Consider the following 20,211-nt stretch of genomic DNA (forward strand, 5'->3'; position numbering starts at 1 on the left):
CAACGAGACCAGAACAGGAGCTGAAAGAAATGATCAACACATTCCACGCCGCCGTTGCCGATGCAACCGTCGCGTTCAGCCCTGTCCTCGGCACGGCACCCTTCGGAGTTGCCCCCCTCGGCACTCATGCCGCCGCCGCAGGCTCTGTTGCGCAGACGTGGATTCGTTCCTCCGCTTTCGGCCCCATGCACGAGTCCGCCTACGCGGCCTCGGGGTCGAATTCCGCCCAGGTTGCCCTGGCACCAGGAGCGAAAGCCGTTGCTCAGGCAGCCCGACGTCACCGCGCACCAGGCGCGTCCGTGCTCGACAGCAGACACCGACTTCACAGTAGGTAGACGCTTCGACAAGCCCACCAGGCCACGGACCCGCACAACGCGGACCGTGGCCTTTGTCGTTCAGGTAGTCCCTCTACCCGAACGTGAGGCCGACATGGTTCGCATCACCCCTCGAACCGACAACGACGCCGCACGAAAAGTAGAGGAGACCGACGTGTCAACCGCCACGATCCGGACGACATGCCGACCAGAGTCCGAAAGTGCCTACGCCGCAAGGTGTTCCACAGAGTTGGGCTCGACCGAATTGGCCGAGCTGCAGCTGTCCGTACCCTGCCGAGCGGCGAACCCCGACATGTGGTTCGCCGACACCCCTGCCGAACTCGAGCAGGCAAAGGCGCTGTGCGCTCAATGCCCCATCAGGCGTACCTGCCTGGATGCGGCATTGGACCGTGCCGAGCCCTGGGGCGTATGGGGCGGGGAGATCCTCGATCAAGGAGTGGTCATCGCCCGCAAGCGTCCTCGCGGACGACCACGTAAGAACGCAGCATGATCTCCGGAACGGATCCCCGGCTTCACCGAATCGTTCAGTCGGTGAAGCCGGGCATCCACTCGGTGAGGATTGCCATGTACGGCGCGTAGGCGTCGAGCTGGGCGCAGATTCCCACCAGTCCACCGAGAACGCGGAAGATCATCACGTATTCGGCGGGCATGTTCAAGGCTCGAACAGTGCGAAACTGAGCACTGTTGAAATCTGCGGCAGTACCCGCGGCCTTCTGCAGCCACGCGCGGGTGAAGTGGAACGACTCGGTGTGGATCGGGTCGGTGAAGGGACGCAGGTAGTCGGCGATTTCTTTCTCTGTCACCGTTCGGCCCGGCACAACGAAACCGCTCTCGGTGAACAACACCACGAGTTCGTCGAATTTCTCGTCGCGGGCGAGGGAGACCATCCGGCCGAGAACCGGCGGAAGACCGTCGGGCATCGGAGCGCACGCACCGAAATCGATGACGCCCATGCGCCCGTCCTCGAGCATCATGAAGTTTCCTGGATGCGGGTCGGCGTGCAGCAACTTCGCCCGAGCGGGTGACACGAACGCGAACAGGGCAAGTAGCTCGCCCGCCCGGTTCCGTTCCTCGGCCGTTCCGTTTGCAATGACGTCGGCCAACGGTCGACCCGTCATCCATTCGCTGACAACGACTTTGGGCGCACTGGCAACGATTTTGGGTATTGCGAATTGCGGATCGCCCGCGAACTCCTTGCTGAACACCCGTTGATTCGAGGCCTCGATACGGTAGTCGAGCTCGTCCTCGGTGCGGGCAGTGAGCTCCTCGAGTACCGGCTTGACGTCGGTGCCCGCGAGCACGGTGCTGAACAGGTTCGCGAAACGCGACAGAGTCTTGAGGTCGGAGCGCAATGCATCGTCCGCACCCGGGTACTGAATTTTTACTGCGACGTCCCGTCCGTCCGACCACGTGGCCCGGTGCACCTGGCCGATGCTCGCCGAGGCGATCGCAGTGTCGTCGAAATCGAGAAAGCGAGATCGCCACGCCGTTCCGAGTTGTTGATCCAACACTCTGTGGACCGTCTTTGCCGGCATGGGCGGACCCTGCGCCTGGAGCTTGGTCAGCGCTTCCCGGTACGGCTCGGAATACTCCTCGGGAACGGCGGCTTCCATCACCGAGAGCATCTGCCCCAGCTTCATGGCACCGCCCTTGAGCTCTCCGAGAACGGAGAAGAGCTGTTCTGCAGCTTTGGCGGCCATGTCCGCATCGATCTCGTCGCGATTTCCGCCGGCAAGCTTCTTGCCGAAGCCCACAGCAGCACGGCCCGCCATTCCCAGTGGAATGCTGGCCAGTTTTGCAGTACGAGTCGATCCACGGCGCGGTATGTCAGACACAACTCCATCATGGCTGAACCTTCCGACAATTGCTCGGACCGGCCCGTATCGGCCGAGATGACCGTGTCTGGTCAATGCCAGCAATCGCAGTGTGGGTGCTTGGACCACAGTCTCTTGTGCACCGTGGTTGCACGTGCTGCAAGATCCAGCTCCATCGTGCAGTCGGCGGTCTCGGGCATCGACGCGTCGGAACGGCCGATGAGGGGTTCGAGCTGAGCGAACGCAAACGCGGCCGTGGCCAGCACCGTTGCGCTGCTGGCCTGGCCGACTGTGCCGAGCAGCTGAGCCGACAGATGCGGCCACTCGGGATCGAGGTCGCAGCGAGTCAGATCTGCGCAGCGCAGGCAACTCGTTCGGCCGGGCAGTACGAAGGGGCCGACCACACCCTTCCCGTCCCGCAGCCGAACCTGAAGATGCGGGATGCGGATGCGCACCAGATCGGTCACCAACCGAGGCTCGGCGACCAGATCGTCGGCGAGTACGACGACGTCGTAGGTCCACGAATTCACCGCCGACTGTGGGTAACGCGTGGGCGTCAGGCTCGACCGGCTCACCTCGGCGGCGGTCCTACTCAGGCCCGAGGCCAATGCGTCCGACAGTGGACCCCGCCCGACCAGGTGGATGGTCCGTACCGTCCCCGGCCGGTCCGGCGTAGCGTGCTGTGACCCGGCGGGCCCGCTCGTGCCGTGCATCAGCAACCCGGACTCCTCCAACTCGCCCAGCATCGCCGATGTTCGATTGGCGGACAGCCCCAATGTCATTGCATGACAGACGATATGAGGCCTCGAGCGGCCTGCGGCGAGGAGCCGGAGCAGCTCGAGTATCGAACCCGGCTCGGCACCGGGAGGCGGAGTGACGACAACGCTGGTCTCGGGGCTCCAGCCCAGTTGAACGGTGCCGTCCCGTCGAGGCAGTATTGCCACCGCAGGATCGAGTCGAACGGTCGGTGTGATCATGGAACACACTCTGACAGCGAACACTCCCGAGAACGCCCGCCCGAGGCACGTTATCCACAGGGTGGCTGTGCCTCCGAGCAGGCGTTCGACGGAGAAATGGTACTCGTCCGAAATCTACTGGGTCAGCTTGTGGATGAACCCTTTTCGGGATCACCGTCGGTGCTCTCGTCGCCCTTGGTCTCGTCGTCCTTGCCCGCGGCCTGTTCGGCTTCCGCGCGTTCTTTGGCCTCCATCGCCTCGAGCTGTGCTATCGGGTCGTCGAAGTTCGATGTTCCACCACCGACGACGCGGTCGATGAACGCCGCAGGGTTGTCCAGGTCCGACGAGTCGGGCAGCAGGTCGGGATGGGCCCACACTCCGTCGCGTCCCTCGATGTCGGCTGCGGCAAGGAGTTGGCGCCACAGCTCGGCTGCCTCGCGAACCTTGCGTGGTCGCAGTTCGAGGCCGACCAACGTGGCGAAGGTCTGCTCGGCCGGGCCACCCGACGCCCGACGTCGGCGGATGGTCTCGCCGAGTGCCACAGCCCCGGGCAGCCGGTCGCCCAGCGCAGCCGCGACCACGGTCTCGACCCATCCTTCGACCAGGGCCAGAAGTGTCTCCAGCCGCTCGAGGGCATGCTTCTGCTCCGGCGTCGTCTGTGGTTCGAAGGCACCCTGCTGCAGAATTGCTTCGATTTTCGACGGATCGGTCAGCGCGGACGGGTCGAGGCCCGCTGCTGCCTCCTCGATAGCCGAGAAGTCCATCCGGATCCCGCGCGCGTATTCCTCGACCGTGGCCAGAACCCGTTGCCGCAACCACGGAATGTGACTGTAGAGCCGTTGGTGTGCAGCCTCCCTCGCCGCGAGGAACACCAGAACCTCACGCTCGGGCTGCTCGAGACCCTCACTGAACGACGCAATGGCCGACGGCAACAACGCCGCCGTGCCCGACGGTCCGAGCGGTAGGCCGATGTCGGTCGAGGTGAGTACTTCCTTCGAGAGCTGTCCGAGGGCCTGACCGAGCTGCGAGCCGAAGGCCATGCCGCCCATCTGCGTCAGCATGCCCATCATGGGCCCGGCCATCTCCTGGGCCTCGGCGGGGAGACCGGATGTCCACATACCCGAAATCTGCTCGGCGACCGGATCGCACAGCCGCTTCCACGTGTCGATCGTGTTGTCGAGCCAGTCGACCGGCGTCCACGCAACGGTCTTCGTAGCACCGGCAGGCAGCGTCGTCGCCCCGTCCAGCCAGAGCTCGGCCAGGTGTGCGGCGTCGGTGATCGCCTCTCGCTCGCCCGCCGACACCGGGCTGAAATCACCCATCTGCTGACGCGCCAGCTGCTTGGCCAAGTCGTAGTTCACCGGACCGGAACCGGCCCCACCGGCACCGGCAGCGCCCATGCCACTGAGCATCTGACCGAACTGGGTGAGCATCTGGCCCAGCTGGGCAGGGTCGAAGCCCTCGCCGCCGAAGCCGAAACCGGCGGGGTTGCCCGAACCGTCCGGATCCTTCTTCTTGTCCGGGTCGTCGTCGGAAGCACCGAAACCAAAATTGCTCATGTCTCAACGGTACAAGCCATGTGCACGGGGAGCGCGGAAGATCGTCACGCTGACGGCGAACAGACGAAGCTCGACGCTGTGCGCAGAACGAACTCGGCGCCGCGCGCAACGGGCTCCGGCAGGGGCGGTATCCACAGCGCCGCGCGTTCGGATCTAGTGTCTACCGAGTGAACCGAAGGATCGCCACTCTTGTCGCTGCGCTGGTACCGGTGGTGGTGCTGGGCGTCACCGGATCGGTCGTCACCGTTCCGTTCGCCGCCCTCGGCCCCGGCCCCACATACAACACCCTCGGCGATGTCGACGGTGTGCCCGTGGTGCAGATCGACGGAACCGACGTCGATCCGACGACAGGTCATCTGAACATGACGACCGTGGCCGTGCGTGACCAGCTCAATCTGTTCGAGGCCATCGGCTTCTGGGCGAGCGGTCGTCAGGGCCTCGTTCCGCGCGAAGAGGTCTATCCGCCGGACAAGTCCAAGGAAGAAGTGCAGGAGGGCAACCAAGCGGATTTCGAGGAGTCCGAGTCCAGCGCCGAACTCGCCGCCCTGCACCACTTGGATCTACCTGTGTCGCTGGCTGTGGCGAGTGTGGCCGAGGACGGACCCGCCGCCGGGGTGCTGAACGTGGGTGACACGCTCGTCTCGGTCGGCGGCAGCCCGGTAGCCACCGCGTCGGCAGTGCGTGAGGCCGTCAGCGCCCGAGCGCCGGGTGATTCGCTGGACATCGAGTACGTGCGAGACGGTACGACGCAGACGAGTGCGGTGGTACTGGGCGCGCGGCCCGACGACGCATCCAAGGGCTACCTCGGCGTCACTCCCGAAGAGCAGCCCGGGGTCCCGTTCGAGGTCAAGTTCAACCTCGCCGACGTCGGCGGACCCTCGGCCGGACTGATGTTCAGCCTCGCCGTGGTGGACAAACTCAGTCCCGGCGAATTGAGCAACGGAGAGTTCGTCGCAGGCACCGGAACCATCGATGCCGACGGAACGGTCGGCCCGATCGGCGGCATTCCGTACAAGCTGATCGCCGCCCGTGAAGCGGGAGCCACCACGTTCCTGGTTCCGGACGCGAACTGCGGTGAGGCGACGCAGAACGTTCCAGACGGACTCCGCCTGGTGCGCGTCGAGTCACTGGACAGTGCTGTCGAGGCGCTGCAGGCGATCGGCTCGGGTGCCGACGCGCCGTCCTGCAGCTGACCGGTCTCGAGTCCCGGCGTCGGCGGCCTTACCAGTCGTCTTCGACGGGCCGGCTCAGTCGTCTTCGACGGTGTCGAAGGTGGCGTAGAGCCCGTGTACGACGTTCGGTGCCAGATTTTCTGCGACGCGAAGGTCGATCGGCGCGAAGGGGTCTGCGTCCTCGTCCGGGTGCAACTGCAGCAGTGTCAGCGATGGGCCGTCCTTGAGGACCGCGACGATCAACCGGGCATCCCGCTTCTCGGGATGGTTCTCGGCGGCCGAGCGGGCCGCTCGGTCTGCTGCGTCGGGATCGGCGAGCAACGGCATCAAGGCATCGTCGAGGGTCGATTCGGCGGCCGGGGGAAGTACGACGATCTCTTGCACCAGAGCGCATCCGACGACACCCTCGGGCCACGTCGAGGTGGCGAGGAATTCGTCCAGGGCGGGGGAGCCGCCGGTGATGTCCTCGGGGAGTGAGTGCTGCTGAATCGGAGTCAGAGCTGCGCCGTCGGCCAAGTCGTCGAGCAGACCGGGTTCCGCTGCTGCAAGAGTTGCTGTGGGTACCAAGGCGAACATCTGGGGTGCCTGGTGCCATCCGCCTGCGTCGACGAAGTCCGCTACTTCACGCGCGCACCGGGCCAAAGCCTGCGCCACATCCTGTCCACCCGACTCGGGGTCGAACTCGTCACCGAACTCGTCTCGGCCGGGCAGTCCGTCGCTGTCGTTGCTCACGGCACTATCCTCGCATCCGCATGGTTCTATGGATGCCGACCCTCCTGACCTGCGGTCGACAGTGGCCGCAGTACGGGTGTCGCAGCCGTAGGATCAACGTACGTACAGTAGGGCGAAACGGACATGCGGTGCACGGAATGTGCACCGCCTAAGTCATCTGCGGCGCCGTCGGCGTCGCCCGAAGTTGGAGTGTGGCTCGTGGGCATGAGGCCCCCCACCGGTATGCCGTCGTTGTCGCGGCGAAGCCGGATCTTGCTCGTACTGGCCTTGGTAGCAGCAGGTCTGCTACTCATCGGTCCCCGTCTGATCGACATGTACACCAATTGGCTGTGGTTCGGCGAAGTCGACTTCCGTGGCGTGTACACCACTACGCTGCTGACACGATTGGTGATCTTCCTCGTCGTCGCTCTGGTCGTCGGACTCATCGTGTTCGCCGCATTGTTGTTGGCGTACCGCAACCGTCCGGTGTTCGTTCCGGTGGCCGGTCCCAACGATCCGATCGCGCGGTACCGCACCACGGTGATGAGCCGGTTGCGCCTGTTCGGCATCGGAATTCCGGTGGTGTTCGGATTCCTGTCCGGCATGATCGCCCAGACCAACTGGGTGACCGTGCAGCTGTTCCTGCACGGCGGAGACTTCGGCCAGAAAGACCCGCAGTTCGGCCTCGACGTCGGGTTCTACTCGTTCGACCTGCCGTTCTACCGATTCATCCTGAACTGGCTGTTCGTTGCCATCTTGGTTGCGTTCTTCGCGAACCTGGTGACGCAGTACGTATTCGGCGGGATCCGCCTCGCCGGACGTGAAGGTGCACTCACCCGCTCGGCGCGAATTCAACTCGCTGTCATCGCCGGCAGCTTCGTTCTGCTCAAGGCCGTTGCCTACTGGTTCGACCGGTACACGTTGTTGTCGAGCGGTCGCAAGGAGCCGACATTCACCGGAGCCGGATTCACCGACATCAATGCCGTGTTGCCGGCGAAACTCATTCTGTTGGCCATCGCAGTGATCTGTGCGATCGCGTTCTTCTCGGCAATTTTCTTGCGCGACCTCAGAATTCCGGCGTTGGCCACGGCATTGCTGGTGCTCTCGTCGATCCTGATCGGTGCTGTCTGGCCGTTGGTCATGGAGCAGTTCTCGGTGCGTCCGAACGCGGCCGACAAGGAGAGCACGTACATCGAGCGCAACATCGCGGCCACCCGAGCCGCGTACGGGTTGACCGATGACGTGGTCACTTATCGGAACTACTCCGGCGAAGCAGCGTTGAGCCCCGGTGAGGTGGCGTCGGAGTCGGCGACGATGTCCAACATCCGTCTGCTCGACCCGAACATCCTGGCACCGACCTTCACCCAGCAGCGTCAGATCCGAAACTTCTACGGGTTCCCCGACACGCTGGCCGTGGACCGGTATCCGGATGCAGACGGCAACCTACGCGATTACGTCGTTGCCGCGCGCGAGATCTCACCGCAGACGCTCGACGCGAACCAGCGCGACTGGATCAACCGCCATACGGTGTTCACCCACGGAAACGGCTTCGTGGCAGCACCCGCCAACTCCGTCGACGAGGCCGTCGCCGACGAATCCAGCGGCGGACGGGGCGGTTACCCCAACTACCAGGTGAACTGGATCGAGAACGATGCCGAGGGCTCGATTCGCAAGGACGGCCCCGGCGACCTCGATCAGCCGCGCATCTATTTCGGACCGGTCATCGCCAACTCCGATGCCGACTACTCGATCGTCGGTTCCACCGGCGAGCCTCGCGAGTACGACACCGACAGCAAGAGCTACACCTACGACGGTGCGGCCGGGGTGAACATCGGCAATTTCTTCAACCGTCTGGTGTTCGCCAGCAAGTACGCCGAGCGCAACATCCTCTTCTCGAGTGTGATCGGTGACGAGTCGAAGATTCTGTTCAATCGCGATCCCCGCGACAGGGTCCAGAAGGTTGCACCCTGGTTGACCACCGACGGATCGACCTACCCGGCGATCGTCGAGGGCAAGCTCGTCTGGATCATCGACGGCTACACCACGTTGGACAACTTCCCGTATGCCCAGCGGATGTCGCTCGAAGACGCCACTGCCGACAGCATCGAGTCCACCACGACGCGTGCGCTGCCGAGCCGGGAAGTGTCGTACATCCGGAACTCGGTGAAGGCCACTGTCGATGCCTACGACGGCACCGTCAAGCTCTACGAACAGGATGAGAACGATCCTGTGCTCAAGGCATGGGAAGGCGTGTTCCCCGGAACCGTCATCCCGAAGGATCAGGTGTCCGACGAACTTCGCGATCACTTCCGTTACCCGGAGGACCTGTTCAAGGTCCAGCGTGAGCTGCTCACCAAGTACCACGTCAACGATCCGCGAGAGTTCTTCACCAACAACGCCTTCTGGGAAGTTCCGACGGACCCGACGGCGGAGAACACCTCGGCCAAGCAGCCGCCGTACTACGTCGTCGCGTCCGATGTCTCCAACGAGGAGAACCAGGCGTCGTTCCAGCTGACCAGTGCGTTGGTCGGTTACCGGCGTGAAGTTCTCGGCGCGTACGTCAGTGCAGATTCCGATCCGGAAAACTACGGCAAGATCACCGTGCTGAGATTGCCGACGGATACATCCACTCAGGGTCCGAATCAGGTGCAGAACCAGATGACGACGACGACGGACGTGTCCGAGAGCTTGGGCATCGTGCGCCGTGAGAACACTGTCGAGTTCGGCAACCTGCTGACCCTTCCGGTCGGCAACGGCGGGTTGATCTACGTGGAGCCCGTGTACGCCTCGCGTACCAACGAGGCATCGGCGTACCCGCAGTTGATTCGAGTGCTGGTCTCGTACGAGGGACGAGTCGGCTATGCCGCGACCCTGCCCGAAGCCATCGAGCAGGTGTTCGGAGCGGGTGCCGGACGGACCGTCACCGCACCCGGTGAGACCGACGGCACCACCCAGCCGGGTGCCGTGCCCGAGACGACGCCGTCCGACGGCGGCACGCCCTCGGCAACTCCGGCACCGGCCACCGGTTCTTCGACGACCCGGGATGCGGCCGTCTCCGGTTTGAATTCTGCTCTCTCCGCTGTGCGCACCGCGCAGCAGAGCGGAAACCTTGCGGATCTCGGCACTGCACTCGAGAATCTGCAGACCGCCGTCGACGCCTACAACCGCGCAGGTAGCTGATCTGTTCGGTCGGGTCCCGCTGACATGAGCGAAAGAGCCGCCTCACCGTATCGGTGAGGCGGCTCTTTCGTTGTGAAGCCGCAGCTCGTGTGAACTGCTCGGGATCAGCGTCCGATGGGCGCGAGCACGGGGGAGTTCGCAGCGACGAGGTGCTGGAACTGAGTGCTCAGGCCGTACTGGTCGGCCAACTTGGATGCTGCATCGAATGCGCCCTGTGCAGCCTGTGTGGCGGCTGCAGCCTCCGGTGCGACGGCCGGTGCGGGTGCCGGAGCCGGAGCGGCCTTCGGCGCGGGAGCGGCCTCGGGTGCGGGCGTGGAGGTGCCGGTGGTCAGCTGCTGTCCGCATACGGGCCATGCGCCCGGTCCCTGGCTCTGCAGGGTGTTCTCCGCGACGCGGATCTGTTCTGCCTTGGATGCGTTGGCGGGCGATCCGGATCCACCGTTGGCCGTCCAGGTGCTCTGCGAGAACTGCAGGCCACCGTAGTAGCCGTTTCCGGTGTTGATGCTCCAGTTGCCACCACTTTCGCACTGTGCGACGCCGTCCCAGTTGTGGGTGGCTGCGCTGGCGGTTCCGGCAGAGAGGCCGAGGGGGATTGCTACGACGGCACCTGCGATGGCGGCCAATCCGAGTGCACGCTTGCCGAAATTGTTCTGTGTGGTCATTCGGGGTGAATCCTCTCCGCGCTCGACTGGCGCGACTGGCCTGCAATCGTTTCGCCGGTGTTATGGCGAGAATGACCAGGCACTTCGTATCGTCGCGGCTCTGCCCCCGTACGTCTTGGGGACCACACCCGCGGGGCAGAGCGAAGGGAGCGGCGGGGTGGTGCAGGCCCAGCGGTTTAGGGCCGTCCGTGAAGGTAGTCGAGGATTCACTCAGCGTCACGGAGCGAAAATGGGACGACACATGACCACATGGTGGGACGGGTGGGGGTCTTTTGCCAGCTCAGCTGGGCTCGTGGCGCTAATGTTTCCCCTTCGTAACCCGACTGTTATGTGACGTGAAACACGCATGAAAAGAGACGCGGAGCACTATTTTCTATGCGCTTCGACGTGATAAACGCGGAGAAGGACTGCCTCGAGTGCATGCGTCCGGCGGGCGTGGAGGCACGCGATCGTCACGTGATTTGCATTGGCCGTACGCGCGGGAGTAACTTCGTAGATGCATCGCGGGGTGGAGCAGCTCGGTAGCTCGCTGGGCTCATAACCCAGAGGTCGCAGGTTCAAATCCTGTCCCCGCTACCACTACGAAAGAGGCCCGAGACTATTGTCTCGGGCCTCTTTCGTGTTCTCATCGACGCATGATTCTCCCGGCCGTCAGAGATCCACGGCTGATCACGGTGCACCGCGGCGGCTTGTTGTCCGACGCCGACCATCGAAGTCTCGCGCTGTGGGCCGCCGAGTGTGCGGAACACGTGCTCGGATTGTTCGAGGTGGCCGAGCCGTCCGATTCGCGGCCGCGTGAGGCAATCGAGGGCATTCGGGCGTGGACACGCGGTGAACTCGCGATGATGGCGACCCGCGCCCTCGGCGGCCACAGCATGGGTGCGGCACGGCCCCAGAGCGGCGCTGCACGCTTCGCCGCCTACGCCGCCGGCCAGGCCGCGTGTGTGGCACACGTACCCGAACACGACCTCGGAGCGGCTGCGTACGCGATCAAGGCGGCCAGGGCCGCCGCACCTACCGGCAGGGAGACAGTTGCCGGGCGAGAGGAACTCCGGTGGCAGCGGGATCGACTGCCGGAGAGCGTGCGTGAGTTGGTGCTGGAAGACCAGAAGAAGAGAAACAGTATCTGCTGGTCCGTATTCGACGATTGATCGGTCGACTATCTCACCGACACCGTCAGGAACTTGTTCGGTGCGATCGTGGCGCGTACACGAGAACCTCGAGAATCAGATGCAGCTCTCCACCCGGCGCGTACTCGTCGGGCCGAGCTCTGATGTTCGCGAGATGGTCTCGATCGACGTCCACCGACCAGTCGTGGGTTGTCGTGGACCACGTGTGTCGACTGGACATCGACGGTTCAGTCCGAAACCTGCTCGCGCCCATCGTCACTGGTGACCGTCTCGGACTCGTCGGTGTCATCGGCGGTGAGGTCTACCGTGTCCACACCCTCGAGTGCCGTCAGTTCTTGCTCTGCCTCTGCGATGAGGCCCTTCGCGTTCTCTTCGATCTTCTTGACCCACTCGGCCATGACGGTCACACCCTTCGCTCGATCGTGTACCACCGGTCTACCAGACTTCTTCCCCTTAGGATCCACGGTGTGCAAACACGAACCTCGCGTCTCGATCTCGACGAGCCGGTCGTCACGGATCTCGATGCGCTGTACGCGATCTGCAGCGATCCGCAGTCGTGGACCCACTTTCCCAGCCTGCGGCACACCGATCTCAGCGCGACCGAACGAATGTTGCTGGGCTGGGTGGACCAGTGGCGGCGGGATGGATTGGCCACGTGGATCATTCGTGAGCGCGGCAGCTGCACGATCAGTGGCTACGGCGGGTGCTCGAAGCGGCAGAACGCGTTCTGGAATCTCGGCTATCGCCTCCATCCCGACGCGCAGGGAAACGGGTACGCCGCGGAGATGTGTGAGATCGCAGTCGAGCGCGCGCACCGAACCGAGCCCGAATTGCCGATCGTGGCGTACCTCCTCGAACACAACGTCGCGTCGGCCCGAGTGGCCCAGCGCGCGGGCCTGGAGTTGATCACCCGTGGACCCGACGTCGGCAATCCCGATGCCGACGCAGTTCGCCTGGTGTACGCCGATCGGCCGTTGAGCTCGATTCAGGTCGACTCTGTTCTGTCTGCCTGAGCGATGCCGTTCACGTCGGCCAAGCGACGCTGGAGCAGTCGCTTCTCCGGTGCTGTTCGTGCACGGTCCAGCGCCTGTCGATACTGCTCTGCCGCCTCGTCGAGCCGGCCGAGTCGGTGCAGCAGATCGGCTTTCGCCATCGGGTACGGGTGGTAGCGGCGCAGCGACGGTTCGTCGGCAAGCAGGTCCAGCTCGCGCAGGCCGGCGGCGGCACCGTCGCGCATGGCAAGAGCAACTGCTCGGTTCAATGCGACGATCGCATTCGGGCCCCGATCCATCAATATGTCGTAGAGGGCAACGATTTGGGTCCAGTCGGTACTGTCGGTGTTCGGCGACTCGTCGTGCAGCGCGGCGATCGCTGCCTGCAGCGCATAGGGTCCGCTCGGGCCGCCGCGGAGTGCGTCGACCACGAGTTCCGTCCCTTCCCTGACGAGCTCGGCGTTCCACGATCGCCGGTCCTGATCGGCCAGCAGCACAATATCGCCGTGCGCGTCGATTCGTGCGCGGCGTCTGGCGTCGGTCAGCAACATCAACGCCAGCAGGCCGGTCACCTCGGACTCTGTCGGCAGTGCTGCGTGCAACAGGCGTCCCATGCCGATCGCCTCGGTGGTGAGGTCGATGCGCCCCACACGGTCGCCCGACGTCGCCGAGTAGCCCTCGGTGAAGATCGAATAGACGACTTCGAGCACCATCGGCACTCTGCCGGCCAACTCGTCCGAGCCCGGAACTCGAAAGGGTATGCGGGCGACGCGAATCTTGTTCTTGGCTCGCACTATTCGTTGTGCTGCCGTGGCCGGAGGGATGAGTAGTGCACGCGCGACCTCGGCGGTGGTGAGACCGGCCAGACACCGAAGGGTCAACGCGAGGCGGTCGCCGGCCGCAAGCGCCGGATGCGCGCAGGTGAAGAACAACTGCAGTCGGTCGTCGGGTAGATCTTCGTCGAGCGGACTCGGCGGATGCGGTTCGCTCCGATCCGAATCGGCCTGCAGCACTCCGATCTTCGCAGCGAGCGTCTGATCGCGTCGCAGGCGATCGACCGCCTTTCGGCGGGCAGCGGTGAGCAACCAGGCTCCGGGCTTGGAAGGTATGCCATCGATCGGCCAATGCTTCAGAGCCGCCTCGATGGCATCCGACGTCACCTCCTCGGCGAGATCGAGATCACGGTAGCGCTGAACCAACGACGCGAGCAGCATCGAGCGCTCGGCACGGAAGACCGAGTCGAGCGCTCGATGAACCTCGGACTCGCTCACCGAACGACCCCGTGGGTCAGAATTCTGCGAGTGGACGAACGATGACGGTGCCGCCGTCTTTCGAACCGGGGCATCGCGTCGCCCATTCGAGTGCGGAATCGAGGTCAGGAACGTCGATGACGTCGTAGCCGCCCAGTACTTCGTGTGACTCGGCGTACGGCCCGTCGGTGACGGTGCGTTCTCCGGTGGTGGCATCGACGCGCACCGCCGTGGCGGTGGTGAGGTCCGCCATCGCATGACCGGAGACGTAGACGCCCGCCTCCTTCATTTCCTTCTCGTAGGTCATCCAGTCCTCCACGCTGCTGCAACCCGGAGCTGCTCCCGGTGCGGTGTTTGCGTTGATCAAGAGGATGTACTTCATGGTGCGCTCCTGGGTTCGATACCTCGGTGTCGCGGCGTGAGTCGCCGTACACGAAGACGACGCTCGAGAAGACACGATATCGACACCGGCGTCCGAAATTTTCTGCAGTGCACGAAAAAGCGGCATCGGACCGATGGTCCGATGCCGCTTTCGTCACCGTGTGGCTCGACGACGAGCCGGATGTGTCACTTCAGTTCTGCCGACGACTTTCCGAGTACGCGTCGGGCAACGATGAGTTGCTGGATCTGCTGCGTGCCCTCGAAGATGTCGAGAATCTTGGAGTCGCGGCTCCACTTCTCGAGCAGCGGGCGTTCGGAGTAGCCGTAGGTACCGGCCAACTCGACCGCCTTCAGGGTGATGTCGACTGCCGAGCGGCCGGCCTTGGCCTTGGACATCGAGGCCTGCAAGGAGTTGGGCTCCTTGTTGTCGGCCATCCACGCTGCGCGCAGTGCGAGCAGGTGGGCAGCTTCCCAGTCCGCTTCGAGCCGCAGGAATTCCGCGGCAGCCGCGTGCTGGTTGTAGGCGGGGGTCTCGTAGGAGATCTCCACTCCGGCATCGACGAGGATGGACCGCAGCTCTTCGAGTGCTGCGCGGGCGACGCCGATTGCCATACCTGCGACCAGGGGACGCGTGTTGTCGAACGTCTGCATGACGCCGGCGAAGCCCTTTTCGACGTTCACCTCGGCGGTACCGAGCAGGTTGTCCTTCGGAATGCGGCAGTCCTCGAGCAGCAGTGCCGCTGTATCAGACGCCTTGATGCCCAGCTTGTGCTCAAGGCGAGCGACCGACAGGCCCGGAGCGTCACGCGGGACGACGAACGACTTGATCGCTGCACGACCGAGCGACTTGTCGACCGTTGCCCACACCACGATGTGGGTGGATCGTTCACCGGCGGTCACGTAGATCTTCTCGCCGTTGAGTACCCACTCGTCGCCATCGAGAACAGCGGTGGTGGTGACTGCTGCGGAGTCCGAACCGAAGCCGGGCTCGGTGATGGCCATCGAGGCCCATACCTTGCCGAAGCGCTCGAGCTGCTCGTCGGTGGACACCGCGGCGATCGCCGAGTTGCCGAGTCCCTGGTAGGGGATCGACAGGGTGAGGCCGACGTCGCCCCAGCACGTCTCGATCACATTGACCAGGGCAGACATGTTGCCGCCGTTGGAGTTCGCGGTCTTGCTGGGCTTGGGAGCGGACTCGCTGTCCTTCTCGCGGCCACCGGCTGCGCCGCCGATTTCGCCACCGGCGTCGGACATGCCTTCGACCATCGACGCCATCGTGTCGAGTTCCACCGGATACTCGTGCTCGGCGAGGTCGTATTTGCGGGAAATCGGGCGGAAGATCTCGGCAGCGACCTGGTGAGCCTGATTCGCCTGCGCCCGAAGCTTCTTGGGAAGTTCAAGATTGATCATCGTGTATGTCCTTGGGTGAGTGCCATGGAATTCGGGGCGGCGAGCTAGATGAGAACGATGCCCTCGGCGACGCCGACGGACCGCAGATCGCGGTACCAGCGCTCCACCGGGTGCTCCTTGGTGAAGCCGTGACCGCCGAGCAGCTGCACGCCGTCGGAACCGATCTGCATGCCCTTCTCGGAAGCGAGTCGACGAGCCAGCGCAGACTCACGAGTGAACGACAGTCCCTGCTCGGCGCGAGACGCACCACGCAGCGTGACCAACCGCATGCCGTCGAGCTCGATGGCGATGTTGGCGACCATGAAGGCCACGGCCTGACGGTTGCTGATCGGCTCACCGAAGGCGACACGGTCGTTGACGTAGGGAACGACGTAGTCGAGTACGGCCTGGCTGGTACCGACGGCCAGTGATGCCCAGCCGAGTCGTGCGAGGCCGATGGCAGCGCTGTACTCGGCGGCCCGCTGATCTGCGTCACCGTCGCCGAGCAGAGCCGATTCGGGCACTGCGACGTCGGTCAGGATCAGACGGCCCAGACCTGCTGCGCGCAGACCCATGCTCGGGTCGGCTTCGACGACCAGGCCCTTGGAGTCGGACTCGACGATGAAGAATGCCGGGCGGCCCTCGAGCTCTGCGGCGATGACGAACAGCTCGGAGCTTCCAGCAGCAGGCACGAGACTCTTGACGCCGTTGAGCTTGTAGCCGCTGGGGGAGCGGACGGCCTTGGTCTGCAGCGCGTACGGGTCGAACAGGGCGCGGGGTTCGTTGACGACCACCGCGGCGTTCGGCACCTTCTCGCCGACGAATGCCGGGAGGTACGTCTTCTGCTGTGCGTCGGTGCCCCACTGGGTGAGAGCGACGGCGACACCGCTGGGCGCGAGGATGGGCAGTGCCAGGCCCATGTCGCCGTGGGCGAGTGCCTCGGCGACGAGAGAATTGGTGACGGCTCCGCGCTCGCTGGCGGCACCGTCGAGTTCCTCGGGGACGTTGATCAGCGTGATGCCGAGTTCGGCGGATCGGCGTACCAGATCCTCCGGTGAGGAGGCGTTGTGATCTGCGTCGAAGGCGGCCGGCCGGAGGATTTCCTCGGCGAACTCCTTGACCGTCTCGACGATCATGCGCTGTTCGTCGTCGGGCGTCAGGTCGAAGTAGCTCAGGTTCTTGGCGGCGCCGTCGTCGAGACGCTTGGGCTTGCCGCCGCCGGTGACCTTGGCGAACGTGCGATTGGCCGCGCCGAGTGTCTTGAACCCGGTCTTGGTGCTCTCGTACGTCACCCGGTCGATCGTCTGGCGGAGGTTGTACTTCTCCGCCAGTTCAGATCCGGTGATGGCGGTCAGAACGCGCATCGCGGTTCCGATCGCATCTCTCTTGAACGGGTTGAGGCCAACCGCAGAAGTATCGCGGGGCACCTTCGGGCGCTTCGCGTCGACCACACTGTCTTGCTTGCTCATGATCACCAGTTCCTCGGCGTCGGTCACGGACTTCACAGATCTTACTCCCGAGTAAGTTAGCTGTCTACTGTCGAGTAAGTACCGGTGGCCCACGACACCCCAACAGCAGTTCGTATCGTGCGTCGTATCAATGTGACAGGCTGTTTCCGTGCATCTCACCGCTCAGATCTTCGCCGCCCTCGCCGCAGCCCTTCACGTCGTCATCTTCGTGATGGAAAGTGTGGTGTGGACCAAGCCTGCTGTGTGGTCCCGCTTCGGAGTCGCGAGCCAGCACGACGCCGACGTCGTGAAGCCGATGGCCTTCAATCAGGGCTTCTACAACCTGTTTCTCGCCGTCGGAATCGTGGTCGGCCTCCTCGTCGGTGGATCCGCGGGCGACGCGATCGTCTACTTCGCGTGCGCGAGCATCGTCGGAGCCGCTCTGGTTCTGGCCACCGGTGGTGCCAAGTACTTCCGGGCCGCATTCGTCCAGGGGATCACGCCGCTGATTGCGCTGGTTCTCGCTGCGGTTCTGTAGTCGTAATTCAGGCGTCGGGGGACAGTCGCTCGAGTACCTCGCTCTGCAGTAGGCCATTGGTGGCCACCGCGCTGCCGCCGTGCGGGCCTTCGGTGCCGTCCAGTGCGGTGAAGTCGCCGCCGGCCTCGCGCACGAGGACATCGAGCGCAGCCAGGTCCCACAGCGAGACTTCAGGTTCGGCCGCGATATCGACCGCGCCCTCTGCGACCAGGCAGTACGAGAAGAAGTCGCCGTAACCGCGCACCCGCCAGACGGCATCGGTGAGATCGAGGAATCGGTCTCTGATACCGAGATCGGACCAGCCTGAGAGGCTGGAGAAGCTCAGACTCGACGACGCCAACGAATCGACCTTCGAGACCGTGATGTTGCGCGGAGTGCCCCCGTCCGATGCCGTCCAGGCTCCCTGATCGTGTGCGGCCCACCATCGCCGGTTCAATGCAGGGGCGCTGACGACTCCTACTCGCGGTACGCCGTCGTCCAGCAGAGCGATCAACGTTGCCCACACGGGCACGCCGCGCACGAAGTTCTTGGTGCCGTCGATGGGATCCACCACCCACTGGCGACCGCTGAAGGTCGCGGTGCCGCCGAACTCCTCGCCCAGCAAGGCATCGCCGGAACGCTCCGAACCGAGCTCGCCGCGAATCATCGTCTCGACGGCCAGGTCTGCGTCGCTCACCGGTGTGAGATCCGGCTTCGAGTCCACCGAGAGATCCATGGCCAGAAATCGTCGACGAGTGATGGCGTCGGCCTCGTCGGCGAGCCTGAGGGCAAGGGCAAGATCGGCGGAGTAGTCGGTCACCGGAGAAGACTATCGCCGCGCACGGGCTTGCTCGTACGCGGCGATATGGGTGGCGGGGTCTATCCGGTGACTTCGTTCAGCTTCCCGGTTGCGACATCGAATACGAAGCCTCGAATGGATTCGTGCTTCGTGACGAACGGGCTCTGCTCGATGCGGGCGAGCGACTGGCGAACATCGCGGTCCAGGTCGGTGAACGACTCGGCAGCCCAGTTCGGCTTGATGCCCGTCTCGTCCTGCAGATCTTTCTTGAACTCGTCATCGGTGAAGGTGAGCATGCCGCAGTCGGTGTGATGGATCAGGATGATCTCCTTGGTGCCGAGCAGACGCTGACTGATGGCCAGCGACCTGATCTCGTCGTCGGTGATCACACCGCCGGCATTGCGAATCACGTGGGCTTCGCCGTCGGCGAGACCGAGAATGCGGTAGACGTCGAGTCGGGCGTCCATGCACGCGACCACTGCCACGTGCTTCGACGGTGGCAGAGGCAGGGGACCGTCGAACTGGGCGGCGTAGGCCTTGTTGTTGTCGAGGTACTGATCGGTGACGGTCATACGACGCTCCTGTGTACTGCAGGTGTGGCCGACACCGGGCGGTGACAGGCATGTCGACATGCGAATATGTCGATGAGCCGAAAACTAGCAGTCACCCGATGGCCTGACGAGAGTTGAAATCAGCACGGTTCGAACCCTCGACGACGGTGCCCATTCGCCCAGGGCGGTCCCGTCCGGGTTCGGGGGCGGTCGGGCGAGGGTTCGGGTGCCGGTAACCTTGACTCTCGTGCATCCCGACGTTTCTGCAGACCTGGCCGAGCTCGACACCACTCTGTCCACTGTCGAGTCGGTACTCGACGTCGAGGAACTGCGGCGACGCATCGACGAGCTGGAACACCAGGCCGCATCACCGGACCTGTGGAACGACCAGGAACACGCGCAGCAGGTGACCAGTCAGCTGTCCCACGCGCAGGCAGAACTGCGCCGCGTGGAGGAGCTTCGGCAGCGCCTGGAGGACATGCCTGTTCTGTACGAGCTCGCCGAGGGCGAAGAAGGTGAAGCGGCCGCGTCGGCCACCGCCGATGCCGACGCCGAACGGGCATCCCTGCGTGAGGACATCGCAGCCATGGAAGTGCGGACCCTGTTGTCCGGGGAGTACGACGCGCGTGACGCGTTGGTCAACATCCGTTCCGGTGCCGGCGGAATCGATGCCGCCGACTGGGCGGAGATGCTCATGCGTATGTACATCCGCTGGGCCGAGAAGCACGGCTACGGGGTCGAGGTCTACGACACGTCCTACGCCGAAGAGGCCGGAATCAAGAGTGCGACCTTCGCCGTCAAGGCTCCGTACACGTACGGGACGTTGTCGGTGGAGCAAGGTACGCACCGGCTCGTGCGGATCAGCCCGTTCGACAACCAGGGTCGACGCCAGACCTCGTTCGCCGAGGTCGAGGTTCTCCCGGTCGTCGAGACCACCGACCACATCGAGATCCCCGAGAACGACATTCGCGTGGACGTCTACCGCTCGTCCGGACCGGGCGGACAGTCGGTCAACACCACCGACTCCGCCGTTCGATTGACGCACATCCCGACGGGCATCGTGGTGACCTGTCAGAACGAGAAGTCGCAGTTGCAGAACAAGGTCTCTGCCATGCGAGTGCTGCAGGCCAAGCTGCTCGAGGTCAAGCGCAAGGAAGAGCGCGCCGAGATGGATGCGCTCAAGGGCGACGGCGGCAGCTCGTGGGGTAACCAGATGCGCTCGTACGTGCTGCACCCATATCAGATGGTCAAAGATTTGCGTACCGAGTACGAGGTCAACAATCCGTCTACTGTTCTCGACGGAGACATCGATGGATTCTTGGAATCCGGAATTCGATGGCGAATGCGAGGGGAGCAGTAGATCTG

20 protein-coding genes and 1 tRNA gene are annotated in these 20,211 nt (G+C 64.1%); 9 read left to right on the forward strand and 12 right to left on the reverse strand.

Annotation, left to right across the window (positions count from 1 at the left end; translation table 11 throughout):
- Positions 1 to 29: 29 nt before the first annotated feature.
- Together ACQR3T_RS04595 and ACQR3T_RS04600 are read left to right on the forward strand one after the other, a co-directional pair.
- Positions 30 to 335, forward strand: coding sequence for a hypothetical protein (locus tag ACQR3T_RS04595; protein WP_032376929.1), 306 nt, complete (start codon positions 30 to 32; stop codon positions 333 to 335).
- Positions 336 to 489: 154 nt separating this feature from the next.
- Complete coding sequence (locus tag ACQR3T_RS04600) at positions 490 to 825, forward strand: WhiB family transcriptional regulator (RefSeq protein ID WP_032378152.1); 336 nt, start codon at positions 490 to 492, stop codon at positions 823 to 825.
- A gap of 34 nt (positions 826 to 859) precedes the next feature.
- On the opposite strand, the gene ACQR3T_RS04605 is transcribed toward ACQR3T_RS04600, so the two are convergent.
- The 3 genes from ACQR3T_RS04605 to ACQR3T_RS04615 all read right to left on the reverse strand — a co-directional run bounded on the left by ACQR3T_RS04605 (position 860) and on the right by ACQR3T_RS04615 (position 4,664).
- On the reverse strand, positions 860 to 2,170 hold the full coding sequence (locus ACQR3T_RS04605) for an ABC1 kinase family protein (protein ID WP_032376930.1): 1,311 nt from the start codon (positions 2,168 to 2,170) through the stop codon (positions 860 to 862).
- 71 nt (positions 2,171 to 2,241) lie between these two features.
- Complete coding sequence (locus ACQR3T_RS04610; RefSeq protein ID WP_032376931.1) at positions 2,242 to 3,126, reverse strand: hypothetical protein; 885 nt, start codon at positions 3,124 to 3,126, stop codon at positions 2,242 to 2,244.
- A 122-nt stretch (positions 3,127 to 3,248) separates the two neighbouring features.
- On the reverse strand, positions 3,249 to 4,664 hold the full coding sequence (locus ACQR3T_RS04615) for a zinc-dependent metalloprotease (RefSeq protein ID WP_428692653.1): 1,416 nt from the start codon (positions 4,662 to 4,664) through the stop codon (positions 3,249 to 3,251).
- A gap of 167 nt (positions 4,665 to 4,831) precedes the next feature.
- Between ACQR3T_RS04615 and ACQR3T_RS04620 the strand changes: the two genes are divergently transcribed.
- Positions 4,832 to 5,857: a YlbL family protein gene (locus ACQR3T_RS04620; protein WP_037174137.1), complete on the forward strand. Its 1,026-nt coding sequence runs from the start codon at positions 4,832 to 4,834 to the stop codon at positions 5,855 to 5,857.
- Positions 5,858 to 5,911: 54 nt separating this feature from the next.
- Here the strand turns inward: ACQR3T_RS04620 and ACQR3T_RS04625 are convergent, their stop codons facing one another.
- Positions 5,912 to 6,490, reverse strand: coding sequence for a PPA1309 family protein (locus ACQR3T_RS04625; protein ID WP_094610664.1), 579 nt, complete (start codon positions 6,488 to 6,490; stop codon positions 5,912 to 5,914).
- A gap of 276 nt (positions 6,491 to 6,766) precedes the next feature.
- On the opposite strand from ACQR3T_RS04625, the gene ACQR3T_RS04630 reads away from it, so the two are divergent.
- Positions 6,767 to 9,727 carry a UPF0182 family protein gene (locus ACQR3T_RS04630; RefSeq protein ID WP_428692654.1) on the forward strand — a complete coding sequence of 987 codons (2,961 nt, stop codon included), beginning with the start codon at positions 6,767 to 6,769 and terminating at the stop codon, positions 9,725 to 9,727.
- Between the two features lie 104 nt (positions 9,728 to 9,831).
- On the opposite strand, the gene ACQR3T_RS04635 is transcribed toward ACQR3T_RS04630, so the two are convergent.
- Entirely contained in the window at positions 9,832 to 10,389 is a 558-nt protein-coding gene (locus tag ACQR3T_RS04635) for a transglycosylase family protein (protein WP_428692655.1), read from the reverse strand.
- 502 nt (positions 10,390 to 10,891) lie between these two features.
- Here ACQR3T_RS04635 and ACQR3T_RS04640 point away from each other — a divergent pair.
- Positions 10,892 to 10,968 (forward strand) — tRNA-Met (locus ACQR3T_RS04640).
- Positions 10,969 to 11,024: 56 nt separating this feature from the next.
- Positions 11,025 to 11,540, forward strand: a complete 516-nt coding sequence (locus ACQR3T_RS04645; protein ID WP_428692656.1) for a putative immunity protein — start codon at positions 11,025 to 11,027, stop codon at positions 11,538 to 11,540.
- 206 nt (positions 11,541 to 11,746) lie between these two features.
- On the opposite strand, the gene ACQR3T_RS04650 is transcribed toward ACQR3T_RS04645, so the two are convergent.
- Positions 11,747 to 11,917 carry a hypothetical protein gene (locus tag ACQR3T_RS04650; protein WP_165712728.1) on the reverse strand — a complete coding sequence of 57 codons (171 nt, stop codon included), beginning with the start codon at positions 11,915 to 11,917 and terminating at the stop codon, positions 11,747 to 11,749.
- Between the two features lie 69 nt (positions 11,918 to 11,986).
- Between ACQR3T_RS04650 and ACQR3T_RS04655 the strand changes: the two genes are divergently transcribed.
- On the forward strand, positions 11,987 to 12,532 hold the full coding sequence (locus ACQR3T_RS04655) for a GNAT family N-acetyltransferase (RefSeq protein WP_428692657.1): 546 nt from the start codon (positions 11,987 to 11,989) through the stop codon (positions 12,530 to 12,532).
- Here the strand turns inward: ACQR3T_RS04655 and ACQR3T_RS04660 are convergent.
- The 4 genes from ACQR3T_RS04660 to ACQR3T_RS04675 form a co-directional block, all read right to left on the reverse strand.
- The gene (locus ACQR3T_RS04660; protein ID WP_428692658.1) at positions 12,505 to 13,782 is read right to left on the reverse strand and encodes an RNA polymerase sigma factor; all 1,278 of its coding nucleotides are present in this window, start codon (positions 13,780 to 13,782) and stop codon (positions 12,505 to 12,507) included. The genes ACQR3T_RS04655 and ACQR3T_RS04660 overlap by 28 nt on opposite strands.
- A gap of 16 nt (positions 13,783 to 13,798) precedes the next feature.
- Positions 13,799 to 14,143 (reverse strand): YciI family protein, encoded by a 345-nt coding sequence (locus ACQR3T_RS04665; RefSeq protein WP_032376940.1) that lies wholly within the window; start codon positions 14,141 to 14,143, stop codon positions 13,799 to 13,801.
- Between the two features lie 185 nt (positions 14,144 to 14,328).
- The gene (locus ACQR3T_RS04670; protein ID WP_032403106.1) at positions 14,329 to 15,552 is read right to left on the reverse strand and encodes an acyl-CoA dehydrogenase family protein; all 1,224 of its coding nucleotides are present in this window, start codon (positions 15,550 to 15,552) and stop codon (positions 14,329 to 14,331) included.
- A 44-nt stretch (positions 15,553 to 15,596) separates the two neighbouring features.
- Positions 15,597 to 17,006: an acyl-CoA dehydrogenase family protein gene (locus ACQR3T_RS04675; protein ID WP_428693054.1), complete on the reverse strand. Its 1,410-nt coding sequence runs from the start codon at positions 17,004 to 17,006 to the stop codon at positions 15,597 to 15,599.
- 142 nt (positions 17,007 to 17,148) lie between these two features.
- Here ACQR3T_RS04675 and ACQR3T_RS04680 point away from each other — a divergent pair, with 142 nt between their 5' ends.
- Complete coding sequence (locus ACQR3T_RS04680) at positions 17,149 to 17,517, forward strand: DUF1304 domain-containing protein (protein ID WP_032376942.1); 369 nt, start codon at positions 17,149 to 17,151, stop codon at positions 17,515 to 17,517.
- 7 nt (positions 17,518 to 17,524) lie between these two features.
- Here the strand turns inward: ACQR3T_RS04680 and ACQR3T_RS04685 are convergent, their stop codons facing one another.
- Together ACQR3T_RS04685 and ACQR3T_RS04690 are read right to left on the reverse strand one after the other, a co-directional pair.
- Positions 17,525 to 18,316, reverse strand: coding sequence for an inositol monophosphatase family protein (locus tag ACQR3T_RS04685; RefSeq protein ID WP_037174129.1), 792 nt, complete (start codon positions 18,314 to 18,316; stop codon positions 17,525 to 17,527).
- A gap of 59 nt (positions 18,317 to 18,375) precedes the next feature.
- Positions 18,376 to 18,867, reverse strand: coding sequence for a beta-class carbonic anhydrase (locus tag ACQR3T_RS04690; RefSeq protein WP_037155704.1), 492 nt, complete (start codon positions 18,865 to 18,867; stop codon positions 18,376 to 18,378).
- 226 nt (positions 18,868 to 19,093) lie between these two features.
- On the opposite strand from ACQR3T_RS04690, the gene prfB reads away from it, so the two are divergent.
- Complete coding sequence (gene prfB, locus ACQR3T_RS04695) at positions 19,094 to 20,206, forward strand: peptide chain release factor 2 (protein ID WP_027496571.1); 1,113 nt, start codon at positions 19,094 to 19,096, stop codon at positions 20,204 to 20,206.
- Positions 20,207 to 20,211 lie beyond the last annotated feature (5 nt).

It is taken from the genome of Rhodococcus sp. IEGM1428 (assembly GCF_050321865.1).
Classification (GTDB): domain Bacteria; phylum Actinomycetota; class Actinomycetes; order Mycobacteriales; family Mycobacteriaceae; genus Rhodococcoides.